At 60.2% G+C, this 15135-nt stretch carries 15 protein-coding genes; 9 read left to right on the top strand and 6 right to left on the bottom strand.

Going from position 1 to position 15135, the window contains the following annotated elements; all coding sequences use genetic code 11:
* Positions 1-18: 18 nt before the first annotated feature.
* The gene (locus ACQZ6J_RS18875; protein ID WP_163986264.1) at positions 19-1515 is read right to left on the bottom strand and encodes a replicative DNA helicase; all 1497 of its coding nucleotides are present in this window, start codon (positions 1513-1515) and stop codon (positions 19-21) included.
* Between the two features lie 348 nt (positions 1516-1863).
* On the opposite strand from ACQZ6J_RS18875, the gene ACQZ6J_RS18880 reads away from it, so the two are divergent.
* Genes ACQZ6J_RS18880 through ACQZ6J_RS18890 form a run of 3 tightly spaced genes read left to right on the top strand, consistent with a single transcriptional unit; the run spans position 1864 to position 5038 of the window.
* Positions 1864-2307 (top strand): MarR family winged helix-turn-helix transcriptional regulator, encoded by a 444-nt coding sequence (locus ACQZ6J_RS18880; RefSeq protein ID WP_163986263.1) that lies wholly within the window; start codon positions 1864-1866, stop codon positions 2305-2307.
* A gap of 8 nt (positions 2308-2315) precedes the next feature.
* Positions 2316-3953 (top strand): MFS transporter, encoded by a 1638-nt coding sequence (locus tag ACQZ6J_RS18885; RefSeq protein ID WP_163986262.1) that lies wholly within the window; start codon positions 2316-2318, stop codon positions 3951-3953.
* Positions 3954-3970: 17 nt separating this feature from the next.
* Positions 3971-5038 carry an HlyD family secretion protein gene (locus ACQZ6J_RS18890; RefSeq protein ID WP_163986261.1) on the top strand — a complete coding sequence of 356 codons (1068 nt, stop codon included), beginning with the start codon at positions 3971-3973 and terminating at the stop codon, positions 5036-5038.
* 99 nt (positions 5039-5137) lie between these two features.
* On the opposite strand, the gene rplI is transcribed toward ACQZ6J_RS18890, so the two are convergent.
* The 4 genes from rplI to rpsF all read right to left on the bottom strand — a co-directional run bounded on the left by rplI (position 5138) and on the right by rpsF (position 7590).
* Entirely contained in the window at positions 5138-5716 is a 579-nt protein-coding gene (gene rplI, locus ACQZ6J_RS18895; RefSeq protein WP_163986260.1) for a 50S ribosomal protein L9, read from the bottom strand.
* A 19-nt stretch (positions 5717-5735) separates the two neighbouring features.
* The gene (locus ACQZ6J_RS18900) at positions 5736-6716 is read right to left on the bottom strand and encodes a DUF2232 domain-containing protein (protein ID WP_449085203.1); all 981 of its coding nucleotides are present in this window, start codon (positions 6714-6716) and stop codon (positions 5736-5738) included.
* A 164-nt stretch (positions 6717-6880) separates the two neighbouring features.
* Entirely contained in the window at positions 6881-7129 is a 249-nt protein-coding gene (gene rpsR / locus ACQZ6J_RS18905) for a 30S ribosomal protein S18 (protein WP_004122103.1), read from the bottom strand.
* Positions 7130-7143: 14 nt separating this feature from the next.
* The gene (gene rpsF / locus ACQZ6J_RS18910; RefSeq protein WP_028753379.1) at positions 7144-7590 is read right to left on the bottom strand and encodes a 30S ribosomal protein S6; all 447 of its coding nucleotides are present in this window, start codon (positions 7588-7590) and stop codon (positions 7144-7146) included.
* A gap of 389 nt (positions 7591-7979) precedes the next feature.
* Between rpsF and ACQZ6J_RS18915 the strand changes: the two genes are divergently transcribed.
* Together ACQZ6J_RS18915 and ACQZ6J_RS18920 are read left to right on the top strand one after the other, a co-directional pair.
* Entirely contained in the window at positions 7980-8726 is a 747-nt protein-coding gene (locus tag ACQZ6J_RS18915) for a histidine phosphatase family protein (RefSeq protein WP_449085204.1), read from the top strand.
* Between the two features lie 135 nt (positions 8727-8861).
* On the top strand, positions 8862-10076 hold the full coding sequence (locus ACQZ6J_RS18920) for a hypothetical protein (protein ID WP_449085205.1): 1215 nt from the start codon (positions 8862-8864) through the stop codon (positions 10074-10076).
* Between the two features lie 48 nt (positions 10077-10124).
* Here ACQZ6J_RS18920 and ACQZ6J_RS18925 read toward each other — a convergent pair whose 3' ends face one another.
* Complete coding sequence (locus ACQZ6J_RS18925; RefSeq protein ID WP_449085206.1) at positions 10125-11168, bottom strand: aldo/keto reductase; 1044 nt, start codon at positions 11166-11168, stop codon at positions 10125-10127.
* 194 nt (positions 11169-11362) lie between these two features.
* Here ACQZ6J_RS18925 and fabD point away from each other — a divergent pair, with 194 nt between their 5' ends.
* The 4 genes from fabD to fabF all read left to right on the top strand — a co-directional run bounded on the left by fabD (position 11363) and on the right by fabF (position 14971).
* The gene (fabD, locus tag ACQZ6J_RS18930; protein ID WP_449085207.1) at positions 11363-12307 is read left to right on the top strand and encodes an ACP S-malonyltransferase; all 945 of its coding nucleotides are present in this window, start codon (positions 11363-11365) and stop codon (positions 12305-12307) included.
* A 25-nt stretch (positions 12308-12332) separates the two neighbouring features.
* Entirely contained in the window at positions 12333-13070 is a 738-nt protein-coding gene (fabG, locus tag ACQZ6J_RS18935) for a 3-oxoacyl-[acyl-carrier-protein] reductase (protein ID WP_015339359.1), read from the top strand.
* Between the two features lie 287 nt (positions 13071-13357).
* Positions 13358-13594, top strand: coding sequence for an acyl carrier protein (locus tag ACQZ6J_RS18940; RefSeq protein ID WP_004122114.1), 237 nt, complete (start codon positions 13358-13360; stop codon positions 13592-13594).
* 114 nt (positions 13595-13708) lie between these two features.
* Positions 13709-14971, top strand: coding sequence for a beta-ketoacyl-ACP synthase II (gene fabF / locus ACQZ6J_RS18945; protein WP_449085208.1), 1263 nt, complete (start codon positions 13709-13711; stop codon positions 14969-14971).
* Positions 14972-15135 lie beyond the last annotated feature (164 nt).

The following is a 15135-nucleotide window of genomic DNA, read 5'->3' on the forward strand; positions in this document are numbered from 1 at the left end:
CGCCGCAAACCGCCTTTGTCAGTGCTCTTCGTATTGGATGAACGATGAATCGGCGAGATCGGCGAAGCGGGTGAACTCCGACTGGAAGGCGAGCCTCACCGTGCCCGTGGGTCCATGGCGCTGCTTGGCGATGATGACGTCGGCGGTTCCCCTGACACGCTCGAACTGGGCTTCCCATTCCGCATATTTCGGATCGGCCACATCGCGAGGCTCCGCATTTTTGACGTAATACTCCTCGCGGAACACGAAAAGCACCACGTCGGCGTCCTGCTCGATCGAACCGGATTCGCGAAGGTCGGAGAGCTGCGGTCGCTTGTCTTCGCGGCTTTCGACGGCACGCGAGAGCTGGGAGAGCGCGACGATCGGAACGTTCAGCTCCTTGCCGAGGGCCTTCAGGCCGGTGGTGATTTCGGTGATTTCTTGGACGCGATTTTCCCCGGCCTTTTTCGAGCCGGTCATGAGCTGCACGTAGTCGACGACCAGCACGTCAAGGCCGCGCTGGCGCTTCAGGCGGCGGGCGCGGGCGGCGAGCTGGGCGATGGAGATGCCGCCGGTCTGGTCGATGTAGAGTGGCACCTTCTGCATCATCATCGAGCATGCCACCAGCTTTTCGAAATCGGCGTCGTTGATATCGCCGCGGCGGATCTTCGACGAGGAGACTTCCGTCTGCTCGGAAATGATACGGGTGGCGAGCTGTTCCGACGACATTTCCAGCGAGTAGAAGCCGACGACGCCGCCGTTCTTCGCCTTGGTGGAGCCGTCCGCCTGCACCTCGCCTTCGAAGGAGGCGGCGATGTTGTAGGCGATATTGGTGGCAAGCGAGGTCTTGCCCATGCCCGGACGACCGGCAAGGATGATCAAGTCGGATCGCTGCAGGCCGCCCATCTTGCTGTCGAGCGAATGAATGCCTGTCGAGATACCCGAGAGGCCGCCGTCGCGCTCCTTGGCGACGGCCGCCATGTCGATGGCGAGCGCCACGGCATCGTTGAACGACTGGAAGCCGCCGTCATAGCGGCCGTTCTCGGCGAGTTCGAACAGCCGGCGTTCGGTATCCTCGATCTGGGTTTGCGGCGGCATGTCCAGCGGCGCGTCATAGGCGATGTTGACCATGTCCTCGCCGATGGTGATCAGCGCCCGGCGCAGCGCCAGGTCGTAGATGGCGCGGCCATAGTCTTCGGCATTGATGATCGACACGGCTTCGACGGCCAGACGCGCGAGATACTGCGCGACCGTCATGTCGCCGACTTTTTCCTCCGCCGGCAGAAAGCTCTTGATGGTGACAGGGTTGGCCGTCTTGCCCATGCGGATGACGTCGCCGGCCACCTCGAAGATCTTGCGGTGCAGCGGTTCATAGAGATGGACGGGCTTCAGAAAGTCCGAGACGCGATAATAGGCATCGTTGTTGACGAGGATGGCACCGAGCAAAGCCTGCTCCGCCTCGATATTGTTGGGCGCTTCGCGGTAGTGCTGTTCGGCGGGAGCAATGGCGGCGAGCTTGCGCGCAGCTTCGTTCATTTTCCATCTCTTCGTGCTTTAGGGTATCGACTGGTTTGCGACGATCCGATGTCACGGTCAACCGTGCAAGTGGGCGTCCAAGCCGTATGGAGCAAATAGGCTAGGCCTATCAACATTGTTCCACTCGTCCACAGGGGCGGATTTCCGCCACATAAAAAATCTCTTGTGGCCACTTTGCAACGCAAGGATCGACACACGAATCACATAAGCAAGTCTTTCGTGGGGAATATTTTAGCCGGGTCTTTCGCCGTACGCATCAACTGTTGCGGCTATCGTGCTTGAAAAGCTGCTGAAATGCGGTTATTTCCTTAAATTAGGGTAGGATGCTAATAGTATAAAGTTGCAATAATGTCCGGTGCGCCAATAAGACAGGAAATTTTCGACGACCTTGCCGCCTTTAATCGCAAGCTGAGAGCGGCGTTCGACGCCCTCGTTCGCGAGCATGGCATGACTCTCTCTCGCGCCAGGGTTTTTCGCAAACTCTCCCGCCGGGACGGTATCAACCAAAGGGAGCTTGCCGACGAGCTGGAGCTCGAAACGCCGACGCTCGTGCGCATCCTCGATGCCATGGAAGCGCAGAATTTCATCGAGCGCCGCGCCGCGCTGTCGGATCGCCGCGCCAAGCAGATCTTCATGACGGAATCCGGAAAAGTCGTTGCCGCCGACGTCGAGGCTCTTGCCACGGGAGTACGTACGGATATTTTGGAGGGCATTTCGGATGAGGATGTCGGGATGGCGCTGAAGGTGATCCGCGCAATGACCGCCAACCTCCCGAATATCGGCAAATCATGAGGTAATGCATGAGCGGTGATCCGGGCCTGGTCGCCAATGCGGAAGCCAACGCCGTCCCACCGCCTATGCCGGGCTGGAAAGTGCCGCTCTATATTGCGGCATCCGTGATGTTCTTTCTGACCCAGGGTCTCGGTCTCAATCTCGCCTTCGCCAACCTGACCCAGATCCAGGGCACCATCGCTGCGACGACCACCGAGTCCGCCTGGCTGTCGGCCGCCTACATGGCGCCCAATGTCAGCCTTGCGATCGCCCTGGTGAAGATCCGCCTGCAATATGGCGTGCGCAATTTCGCCGAGGTCAGCATTCTCGGTTTCGTGCTTGCGTCACTGCTCAATCTGTTCGTCTCCGACCTGCATTCGGCCATCGTCGTCCGTTTCCTGAGCGGCATCGCCGGCGCGCCGCTCTCGACGCTCGGCTTCCTCTACATGCTGGAGGCCTTCGAGCCGGCGAAGAAGATGACGGTCGGCGTCAGCCTGGCGATGACGAATACGCTGCTTGCCGCCCCCATCACCCGCCTCGTGTCGCCCTCGCTGCTGGACTATGGCGAATGGCGCGGCCTTTACACGCTCGAGATGGCGCTGGCGCTGCTGGTCATGCCGATCATCTATCTTTTGCCGCTGACGCCGCCGCCGCGCGTCAAGGTCATCGTTCTCGGCGATATTTTCAGCTACCTGCTGGTGGCGATCGGTTTCGGCTGTCTGGCGATCGTTCTGTCGGTCGGGCGTCTCTACTGGTGGCTCGAGGTGCCCTGGCTCGGCATCGTGCTGGCGATCGGCATCGCGTCGATCACAGCCGCCATCGTCGTCGATCTGAGGCGGTCGACGCCGCTCATCGACGTTCGCTGGCTGCTGCGCCCCGAAATCCTGCACCTGACGGGCATTCTGCTGATCTTCCGCCTGATTGCGGCCGAGCAGACCTCTGTCGTCATGACCTTCTATCAGAACGCGGTCGGCCTCCTCTACGATCAGCTTGCCATGCTCTATTGGATCATCCTTGCGTTCTCGATCATCGGCGGGCTCATCTGTACGGTGTTCATGAGTTACGGCTTCGGCTGGCAGATCCAGTTCGTCGCGCTCATCCTGATGGGAGTGGGCTCGTTGATGGATTCGCAGGTGACGAACCTTACCCGGCCGGAACAGATGTATCTCAGCCAGGCGCTGGTCGCGGCCGGCGCGGCCCTGTTTCTGCCGCCATCCATGTCGGAGGGCTTCAAGGCGGCGCTGAGCAAGGGGCCGCCTTACCTGGTGACCTTCTTCGTCGTCTTCGCCTTCACCCAGAGCATCGGCGGCCTGATCGGCTCCGCCTTCTACGGCACGCTGATCACCATTCGCGAAAAGTTTCACTCCGCCGTCCTGACCGAGCGCGTGTTGCTGACCGATCCGCATGTGGCCGATCGCGTCAGCCAGCTTTCAGCCTCCTATGGCAGGGTGATCGGGGACAGCGCGCTGCTGAAGGGAGAGGGGCTGTCGCTGCTCGGCGCGCAGATGAGCCGGGAGGCCAATATGCTCGCCTATGGCGATGCGTTTTTCGTCGCCGCCGTGATCGCTTTCATATCGCTCGCCGGTCTCTCAATCCACGTGTTCTACCGCTTCGTCAGAGCCCGTCTGGCCGAAGATCGGGCGCAGGTCGCCGCATCCAACCCATGAGGATATGAAACAGTTCCATGCCGAGGCTCGTTCGCTCACCCATCGAAGTCATTGCGGTTCTGGCAGGCATCGGCGGCGTCATGCTGGTGCTCTATGCTTGGCATCTGCCGCCGTTCAAGACGTCCGTCGAGACGACCGACGATGCTTATGTGAAGGGCTATGTCACGACCATCAGCCCGCAGGTCAGCGGCTATATAACCGACGTGCCGATCAAGGACTACAAGCTCGTCAAGCAGGACGATGTGCTCGCCCAGATCGACGACCGCATCTACAAGCAGAAGGTGGCGCAGGCGCGCGCGACATTGGCCGGGCAGAAGGCGGCGCTTGCCAATTCGCAGCAGCAGGAACAGGCGGCCCGCGCCGGCATCGTCTCCAGCCAGGCCCAGATCGACAGCGCCAATGCCGCGCTCAAGCGCGCGCAGCTTGCCGCCGACCGCGTGACGACGCTGGTTTCCAAGGGCGTGTCGACCACCAGTGATTCCGAGCAGGCGCAGGCAACGTTGCAGCAGGCGCAAGCGTCGCTCAATCAGGCCAAGGCCGGTCTGGACGTATCCCAGCAGAATTTGACGACGATCATCGTCAACCGCGCCTCGCTCGAGGCCGGCGTCAGTGGCGCGGAAGCGGCCGTGCAGCTTGCCGAAATCGATCTGGACAACACGACGATCAAGGCGCCGCGCGATGGTCGGGTCGGCGAGGTCGGCGTGCGCATAGGCCAATATGTGACGCCCGGCACGCAGCTCATGAGCCTGGTGCCGAAAGACGTCTGGGTCATTGCCAATTTCAAGGAGACGCAGCTCGACGGCATGAAGCTCGATCAGCCGGCCACGATATCGGTGGATGCGCTGGGGCATCGCGAGATCAAGGGCCGCATCCAGCGCTTTTCGCCGGCCGCCGGTTCCGAATTCGCCGTCATCAAGGCCGACAACGCCACGGGCAATTTCACCAAGGTCGCCCAGCGCATCGGCGTCCGGATCAAGATCGAGGATGGCCAGCCCCTGGCGGACGACCTGGCGCCCGGCATGTCCGTGCTGGTTTCGATCGACAGGGATTCGGCCCCGCTGCCGGAAGCCGCAGGCGGCGATTGACCGGCAGGCTGCTATCCCCTCCGTTCGCATGACAACAAAAAAGCCTGGGTCGTAAGACCCAGGCTTTCTTTCATTCGCGATCTTGCAAAGACCTGACGATCAAGCGTCGTCTTCGGCGTTGCCGTCAGCTTCCGGATCGAAGAAGTCTTCCGGACGCAGGGCGTCTTCGTCGATGCCGTAGATGGCGTCGGCGGAGGTGAGGGTCTCGCCCTTGGACTGACGCTCGGCTTCTTCAGCGGAACGGGCAACGTTGAGCTCGACGGTGATTTCGACTTCGGCGTGCAGGCCGATGGCAACGTCGTGCAGGCCGATGGCCTTGATCGGGGTGTTCATGTGAACCTGGCTGCGACCGATGTTAAAGCCTTCGGCGGCGAGGATTTCAACGACGTCACGAGCAGCGACCGAACCGTAGAGCTGACCGGTTTCGCCAGCCGAGCGAACGACGATGAAGGACTTGCCGCCGAGAACGTCGGCAACCTTCTGGGCTTCGCTCTTGCGCTCGAGGTTACGAGCTTCGAGCGTCGCGCGCTCGGCTTCGAAACGGGCCTTGTTGGCGGCGTTGGCGCGCAGCGCCTTGCCGAGCGGCAGCAGGTAGTTACGGGCAAAGCCGTCGCGAACCTTGACGGTTTCGCCCATCTGGCCGAGCTTGGAGATGCGTTCGAGAAGAATGACTTCCATTTTCTTGTTCCTTTCGATGTCAGATTTTCGTGTCTGTTGGTTTGGATGTATCGGCATTCTTGTTCGGGGTCAGCGATATCGCCTTGCGGGTATCGTAGAGGCCGAGAACAAGGATGATGACGAGCGGCAGCGTCAGGACGAAGGACAGCACATAGCAGAGGATCAGCACGGGTATGCGCCAGTCCTTGCCGCGCGTCCGGTAGTGCAGCGACGCAAAGCCGGAAACGATGAAGCCCGCGCCGAAAGCGCCGAGCACGGCGGCGGCTATGAGGGCCACGACGCCGCCGAAGAAGATGGCGACGATCGCCACGAGAAAGACGAAGATCGCGTTGCGGTTCATGCGCAGCGAGGAGGGAATATCCTCGCGCGGGCGCAGATTACGGTTCGACGTCGCGACGATGCGGGTCGCCACGTAATACGCGGCCAGCAGCATCATGACCCAGATCATGCCCCAGGCGACGGGGATCGCGTAGAGCATGAGGGTCTTGGTCTTCTGGATTGCGATGGGATCGAGCGGCAACGATGGCTGCTGCTCATTCACGGCCCTGACGTAGAGATCCACGACCTGGCCGACGAGATCGGCATTGTAGCCCATGACCGCGCCGGCGACGACGATGACCACGGCGGCAAGGCCGCACAGGTGCAGCATGATATCGGAGAGTGGATACCAGGCCATCAGGTGATCCGGTCCGCCGAGTTCGGAAGCGGGCCGCGCCAGATTCGCGAGATGGCTGAGCCATGCGGGGATCAGCGTCAGCAAAAGGACGAACAGTCCGAAATAGACCGATTGCGCGACCGTACCGACCACGCCGGCAACGAGGATGGCGACAATGACCGCCATGTTGCCCCAGCCGAGGCCGACGATCAGGATAGGAAGAGCGGAAAGTGCGCCGAAGAGGATGAACAGCAATGGCTGTACCGTCGCGCCATACACGAGTAGGGCGGCGGTCAGACCGGCGAGTGCGCCGATACCAAGCTCTTTTGCGTTCAACTTTTTCACGTCGCTGTCCTGCTTCACGATCGAGCAGTTAGAGGATGCTTCCGGCACTCGGGCCTGAAAGCCGTCCCCAACATGGGGTTTCAAGGTTCCGATTCGCGCCCACCGCGAAAGGGAGAAGGGAAGGCATCGCTGCCTTCCCCTTATTCAGTCTGCGTCGGCTGCTATCAAGCGACGACGTAGGGCAGCAGGCCGAGGAAACGGGCGCGCTTGATCGCCTGGGCGAGTTCGCGCTGCTTCTTCTGGGAAACGGCCGTGATGCGGGAAGGAACGATCTTGCCGCGCTCGGAAATGTAGCGCTGCAGGAGACGGACGTCCTTGTAGTCGATGCGCGGCGCATTGGCGCCCGAGAACGGGCAGGTCTTGCGGCGGCGATGGAACGGACGGCGGACCGGTGCGGAGGAAACTTCAGACATTGTTCAAAATCTCCTTATACGCGGTCTTCGCGCGGACGGCGCGGACGGTCTTCGCGGTCGCCACGATCCGGGCGCGGACCACGATCGCCGAAGCTGCGCTCCGGACGGTCGCCATCACGACGCGGACGGTCGTCACGGTCGCGCTTCTGCATCATGGCAGACGGGCCTTCTTCGTGCTTCTCGACAGCGATCGTCATGTAACGCAGGACGTCTTCGCTGATGCGCATCTGGCGTTCCATTTCCTGGATCGCAGCGGCCGGAGCATCGATGTCCATCAGGGCGTAATGAGCCTTGCGGTTCTTCTTGATGCGGTAGGTGAGGGACTTGAGGCCCCAGTTTTCGATACGCCCGACTTTACCGCCGTTAGCTTCGATAACACCCTTGTACTGTTCTACGAGGGCATCGACCTGCTGCGCGGAAATATCCTGTCGGGCAAGGAATACATGTTCGTAAAGAGCCATGGATAGCTTCGCCTTTCTTGCGTTGGTCTGAACCCGATATTCGGCGGCTAAGCCTCAACGACTGCTCCTGAGAGGGATGACCCCAAGCAAGAAAAGCGTTTCCGAGACGGTCGAGAGCGGAGACACGGGAGGCTGGAACGCTTCCGTTCCGACGATTCTTCTTGCGAAAAACCGGCCCTCCGTTCAGCCACCAGCCAGAAGACCGGGTTGCGAACAGGGCGGCTTATACGGATTTTTCCGGGAAAGGCAAGGGGAGGGACGAAATTGCGTTATTTGCTCGCCCAAGACCACGCTGGGATCCACGCCAAATCGTATGCGTCCGCTTGCCCCGACGTTGCAAGCGCCACGCTCTCCCATATGATGCGATTTGCAGCAATACGGGACCCTTCATGCGCATCCTTCTCGTTCGGCACGGCGAATCCCTCGGCAATATCGATGACCGGGCTTATCGGCAGTTCGGCGATCACAATGTCCCGTTGACGGAGTGGGGATATCGGCAGGTGCTGGAGGCGGGGCAGGCGATCTCTGCTTATCTGAAGGGGCTGCCGAGCGCCGAGTTGCGCAAGCTGAACGTCTGGTATTCGCCGTTCCTGCGGACAAGGCAGAGCAAGGATGCTCTGCTGGAGGTTTTGCCCGCCGATCTGATCGGGGACGTCAGGGAGGATTATCTGCTGCGCGAGCAGGATTTCGGGCTCTTTACCGAAATCTACGATCACGCCGAACAGAAGCGGAAATTCCCCGACGAGTTCGAGAAGTGGGCGCGGTTGCGCAACAACAACGGCAAGTTCTACGCCCGCCCGCCGGACGGCGAAAGCCGCGCCGACGTCGCCCAGCGCGTCCGCCTGTTCCTGCAGACCGTCATGCATGATGCCGAAAACGGAAAGAACAATGTCATCATCGTCGGCCACGGCGTCACCAACCGGGCCTTCGAGATGAACTTCCTGCATCACCCGGTCGATTGGTTCGAGCAATCGAACAATCCGGGAAACGCCGATGTCACCCTGATCGAAGGGCGGAGTTCGCAAGGCTATAGTTCGACCCTGCTTCACAAGGCCGTGGATCGTGTGAAAGGGCAGGGCGAGTTGAAGGAGGCTTATGGTTCCGAGCTGACGACGGCGCCGAAGGCTGGGCAATAACCGCTTGCGGCGACCGGCTGGACATTCCTGGCGGTGTTACAGGCCCGTCCCACGCTAGCCATGGGGCTGAGCGACTCTTGAAATATGCCCTGCAATCATGACTTGTGAAACGATAGGTCCTGTGGAAATCATGACTTGGCGGATATTGGGGGCTTGGTTGTGAAAGTAATGGGAAAGAGCTTTGCTTTAGCAGGTCTTGTTTTGGGCCTTACCCTTGTCGCTCAGGACGCAACAGCGAGATTGAGCTACGAAGTTCAAAGCTTGAAAGATGGTTCTAAGTTTATCATGGTAAGCGGTCAGTTCGAAGCTGACGATGACTTGGGCATATTTCGCAGCAAAGTTCTTTCCAGCCACGCGTATTCCGTTAGTTTTTTTAGTGGCGGCGGAAACGTATACAAGGCGATGGAGTTTGGCCGACTGATCCGATCTCTGGGTCTGCAAACCGTGGCTGCGCGAGGTTCGGAGTGTGCCTCGGCCTGTTCCTTGTCATTTATGGGCGGGGTAACTCGCTATGCAGAGCCGGGTGCAATCGGCGTTCATAAATCCTCGTTCGGCGATACCAGTGGAATGAATGTCGAGGATGCCGTTGCGGCCATTCAACAGCAAACCGCCGACGTGATTGCCTATATGAGCGAAATGGGCGTCGATCCCGCTTTGCTGCAACTTGCCCTCAAATATGACAGCAATGATATCCGCTATTTGTCATCGAGCGAAATGACGAAGTTTCGGGTGACAACCGTGTCGTTCCAAGAGGTTCATGAATCTGACGCCAAATCGTCCGCTGGTGAGGCTCAGGCGCCGACTACCGATGGACGCAAAGCGGCAAAAGCGCCGAGCGAGGAGCCGTCACTTCTGCAAGTTCCTGTCCCGAGAAGCGGCATCCTTCAAGATGGCAGTGGGTCGGCCTTCTTAAAGACCAGTCGGGATATGCGCTCAAAGACGATTGCGGTTTTCGCGAATGGGAGCGAGTTGCTGATTAAGAAGAGTGTCGGTGACTGGTATCGGGTGTCGATTGGCAACAAGACCGGCTATATGCTTCAGACATCGATATGGGTGCGTGAATTTGAAGAAAATCAGTTCGGAAAGCGTTATATCGAAATAACCACCGAAAAGTCTCTAGACTCCGCAATGTCTCTGGCCAAGCGGTCATTTATTCCAATGGCAGTTCATTTAACAGCGCAGGGACGTTATGCCGTCACAATCGTGGGGACATACGGCGGAGACGTTGATTCCCTCGTTTTTCAGCCTTTAATTAAAACGAAAAGTATCCCTCCGACCGCTTTTATTACCTATGGCAACAATTACGTTCGCGAAATCTGCTGCAGCGCTTCCACCTCGACGGCTGAATAAGCGAACAGGTTTGCCCGCTTATTCCATTTGAAGCCAGCTAGCACCGCCTCACATCGGCAGCGGATACTTCCGGTGCACCTGCTCGATTTCCGCCAGTGCCTCCGCCGGCAGCGTCACGTAAGCGCCGGCGATATCCGTCTCAAGTTGAGCCATCGTTGTCGCGCCGATGATGACGGAGGCCATGAAGGGCTTGGTGAGGCAGTAGGCCAGCGCCAGCTTGGAAGGATCGATGCCGTATTTGGCTGCGATTTCCAGATAGGCCTTGACCGGCGGCTCCTGCAGCGGCTGCAGACGGCCGCCGATGTCGAGGTTGATCGAGCCGCGCGAGCCGGCCGGTCGTGCGCCGCCGACATATTTGCCGGTGAGGATGCCGCCGGCGAGCGGCGAATAGGCGAGCAGGCCGACGTCTTCGTGATGAGACAGTTCGGCCAGGTCGAGGTCGAAATGCCGGTAGAGCAGGTTGTATTCGTTCTGAGTGGTGGCGACGCGCGGCAAGCCCTTCTGTTCGGCAATCGTCAGATATTTCTGGATGCCCCAGGTCGTCTCGTTCGACAGGCCGATGGCGCGGATCTTGCCGGCCTTCACCAGCTCGCCCATCGTCTCGAGGATGTCGGTGATGTTGGCGACGACCTTTTCGCGATCCTGTTTGAAAGGATTGTAGTTCCAGTTCTGGCGGAAATGGAAGTGGCCGCGGTTCGGCCAGTGAACCTGGTAGAGGTCGATATAGTCGGTCTTCAGCCGCTTGAGGCTGGCGTCGATCGCTGCACGGATGTTGACGGCGTCGGCGCCCTGTCCGCCGCGCAGATACTCGCGGCCCGGACCGGCGACCTTGGTGGCGAGCACCACGTCCTTGCGCCTGCCGGTGTTCTCGAACCAGCTGCCGATATACTCTTCCGTGCGTCCTTGCGTCTCCGGTCCTACAGGTGTCGTCGGATACATTTCGGCGGTATCGAAGAAATTGATGCCCTTGTGGACGGCATAGTCCATCTGTTCATGGGCTTCGGCTTCGCTGTTCTGCGTGCCCCAGGTCATCGTGCCAAGGCAGATCTGCGAAACGGAAATGTCGGTACGGCCTAAATTCTTATATTTCATGGGGAAACCTTGGGGATGGGAGAAGGTTAAAATGAAGGAGGTCGCGAGAATTTAGGCTTGAACTGAGCAAGCGCAAGAAAAAAATCATTGCGCTTCGCAGGCGCAAAAGCCGGTGGCGACAGGCCCTGTGCTATTGACTCCGGCGCAAACAATGTCATTGGGAAGCAAAACGACCCCCAAAAGGACGCTTTATAATGACAGTTGCTTTCACATTTCCCGGGCAGGGCAGCCAAGCCGTCGGCATGGGCAAGGACCTTGCCGACAATTTCGCCGAGGCGCGTGCCGTCTTCGAGGAAGTCGATGAAGCGCTCGGTGAAAAGCTTTCCGACGTCATCTTCAACGGCCCGGAAGACAAGCTGACGCTGACGGCGAATGCGCAGCCGGCGCTGATGGCCGTATCGCTCGCCGTCATCCGCGTGCTGCAGGCGCGCGGCTTCGATCTGAAGAGCAAGGTCGCCTACGTCGCCGGCCACTCGCTCGGCGAATATTCGGCACTCTGCGCCGCCGGCACCTTCTCGCTTGCCGATACGGCGCGCCTGCTGCGCATCCGCGGCAACGCCATGCAGGCGGCCGTGCCCGTCGGCGTCGGCGCCATGGCCGCGATCATCGGCCTTGAACATGCCGACGTCGCCGCGGTCTGTGCCGAAGCCTCCACGCTCGGCGCCTGCCAGATCGCCAACGACAATGGCGGCGGCCAGATCGTCATTTCCGGCGAGAAAATTCCGGTCGAGAAGGCTGCCGAGCTTGCGACCGCCAAGGGCGCCAAGCGCGCCATCCTTTTGCCGGTCTCCGCGCCCTTCCATTCGGCGCTGATGGCTCCGGCTGCGGAAGCCATGCGCGAAGCGCTCGCCGGCGTCGTCAAGAACAATCCCGTCGTGCCGGTCATCGCCAACGTCAAGGCGGCTCCGGTGACGGATGCCGACGAGATCGCCAGGCTGCTGGTCGAGCAGGTGACCGGTCAGGTGCGCTGGCGCGAGACGGTGGAATGGTTTGCCGCCAACAATGTGACAACATTGTATGAAATTGGCGCCGGCAAGGTGCTGACGGGCTTGGCTCGTCGCATCGACAAGTCGGTCAACGGCATTTCCGTCAACAATGCCGCAGACATCGACACGGCACTCGCTGCATTGCTCGGCTGACAGATTTAGGAACGAGGGGATACACATGCTTGATTTGACCGGCCGCAAGGCCCTGGTAACCGGCGCATCCGGTGGCATCGGCGAAGAGATTGCCCGGCTCCTGCACAAGCAGGGCGCCATCGTCGGCCTGCACGGCACGCGCGTCGAAAAGCTGGAGACGCTGGCATCCGAACTCGGCGATCGCGTCAAGATCTTCCCGGCAAACCTGTCGGATCGCGACGAGGTGAAGGCGCTCGGCGCCAAGGCGGAAGAGGAACTCGGCGGCGTCGATATTCTCGTCAACAACGCCGGCATCACCAAGGACGGCCTGTTCGTTCGCATGAGCGACGAAGACTGGGACGCGGTGCTCGAAGTCAACCTCACGGCGGTCTTCCGCCTGACGCGCGAGCTGACCCATCCGATGATGCGCCGCCGCTATGGCCGCATCATCAACATCACCTCCGTCGTCGGCGTCACCGGCAATCCGGGGCAGGCGAACTACTGCGCCTCCAAGGCCGGCATGATCGGCTTCACCAAGTCGCTGGCCCAGGAAATCGCGACCCGCAACGTCACGGTCAACTGCGTTGCCCCCGGCTTCATCGAAAGCGCGATGACGGGCAAGCTGAACGACAAGCAGAAGGAAGCCATCATGGGCGCCATCCCCATGAAGCGCATGGGCACGGGCGCGGAAGTTGCTTCCGCCGTCGCCTATCTCGCTTCCTCCGAAGCCAGCTACGTCACGGGCCAGACGATCCATGTCAACGGCGGCATGGCGATGATCTGAAGGAATTGCTTATTGGAAGGAACTTTCCCTCCAATAGCATGTTGAGCAACCCGGAGCCGGCTATTTTCTGGCTTTGCGACGGACTTAAACCGTGTTAAGCGGGCCATGACTGTGAACAGTCGTCCGGAAAATGCAGACGGACTGGGCCGCATTCAAGGCGCTGGACCGGATCTTAATGCCGGGTTGAACGAGTTTGCCAGCGGCGTCAGGACAGATGCTGCAGGTTTGAATTAGGGTAGGGATGTCACAAGGCATTCTGATCAGGACATAAGGTCGAGGAAACCGACATGAGCGATATCGCAGAACGCGTAAAGAAAATTGTTGTTGATCATCTTGGCGTTGACGCCGACAAGGTTGTTGAAAGCGCAAGCTTCATCGACGATCTGGGTGCGGACTCGCTCGACACCGTCGAACTGGTCATGGCCTTCGAAGAAGAATTCGGCGTGGAAATCCCGGACGACGCTGCTGACTCGATCCTGACGGTCGGCGATGCGGTAAAGTTCATTGAGAAGGCCCAGGCCTAATCTTTTGTGCTTTTTGACAGGGCGGGCTGAAGAGTCCGCCCTATTTCGTCCGGCAAAGCCGTGCGAAGCATGTTTATACGCATATCATCATAAAAAGACGGGGGTCTGCGGGCGATGAGACGTGTCGTTATCACGGGTACCGGCATGGTATCACCTTTGGGCTGTGGCACGGAGGTGTCTTGGACACGCCTGCTCGCGGGACAGAACGGCGCACGCCTCGTCACCGAATTCGAAGTCGAAGACCTCGCTGCCAAGATTGCCTGCCGCATCCCGGTCGGCGACGGCTCGGACGGCACGTTCAAAGCCGACGACTGGATGGAGCCGAAGGAACAGCGCAAGGTCGACGCCTTCATCATCTATGGCATGGCCGCCGCCGACATGGCGCTGGCGGACGCCAACTGGCACCCGGCAACGGATGAGGATCAGATCGCCACGGGCGTCATGATCGGCTCTGGCATCGGCGGCCTCGAAGGCATTGTCGAAGCCGGCTACACGCTGCGCGACAAGGGTCCGCGCCGCATCTCTCCCTTCTTCATCCCCGGCCGCCTCATCAATCTCGTTTCCGGCCAGGTTTCGATCCGCCACAAGCTGCGCGGTCCGAACCATGCCGTCGTGACCGCATGCTCCACCGGCGCGCATGCGATCGGCGACGCGGCGCGCCTCATCATGCTCGGCGATGCCGATGTCATGGTGGCCGGCGGCGCCGAAGCTCCCGTCTGCCGCATAGCGCTTGCCGGCTTTGCCGCCTGCAAGGCGCTGTCGACGCAGCATAATGAGGATCCGCAAAAGGCTTCCCGCCCCTATGACCGCGATCGTGACGGCTTCGTCATGGGCGAGGGCGCCGGTGTCGTCGTTCTCGAAGAGCTGGAGCACGCCAAGGCCCGCGGCGCCAAGATCTATGCGGAAGTTGTGGGATACGGCCTTTCCGGCGACGCCTATCACATCACCGCGCCGTCCGAGGATGGCGAGGGCGCATTCCGCTGCATGACTTCAGCGCTGAAGCGCGCCGGCCTGACCCCCGCCGACATCGACTACATCAACGCCCATGGCACATCGACCATGGCCGACACCATCGAGCTCGGTGCCGTCGAACGGCTGGTCGGCGATGCTGCGTCGAAGATTTCCATGTCGTCCACCAAGTCGGCAACCGGCCATCTTCTGGGTGCGGCCGGTGCGATCGAGGCGATCTTCGCCACGCTCGCCATTCGCGACAATATTGCGCCGCCGACGCTCAATCTCGACAATCCGGAGCGCGAGACCGCCATCGATCTCGTTCCTCACAAGGCCCGCAAGCGCGAAATCAATGTCGCGCTGTCGAACTCCTTCGGTTTCGGTGGCACCAATGCGTCGCTTGTCCTGCGCCGCTATGAGGCTTAATAACAGCCCGTAACTTTTGGGGCGGGAGTGCTTTTCGGCAATCCTGCCTGTGTCCTTGATTGCTGCTGCGCCTCCATCCCTCCCGGGAATGCGGCGCGGCAATGCCTGATCGGTCGAAGTCGGAGCCTGAGTTCCGCCTTATCTTCTGAACCTGTTTTTTGCCG

This window comes from Rhizobium sp. A37_96, from assembly GCF_053521765.1.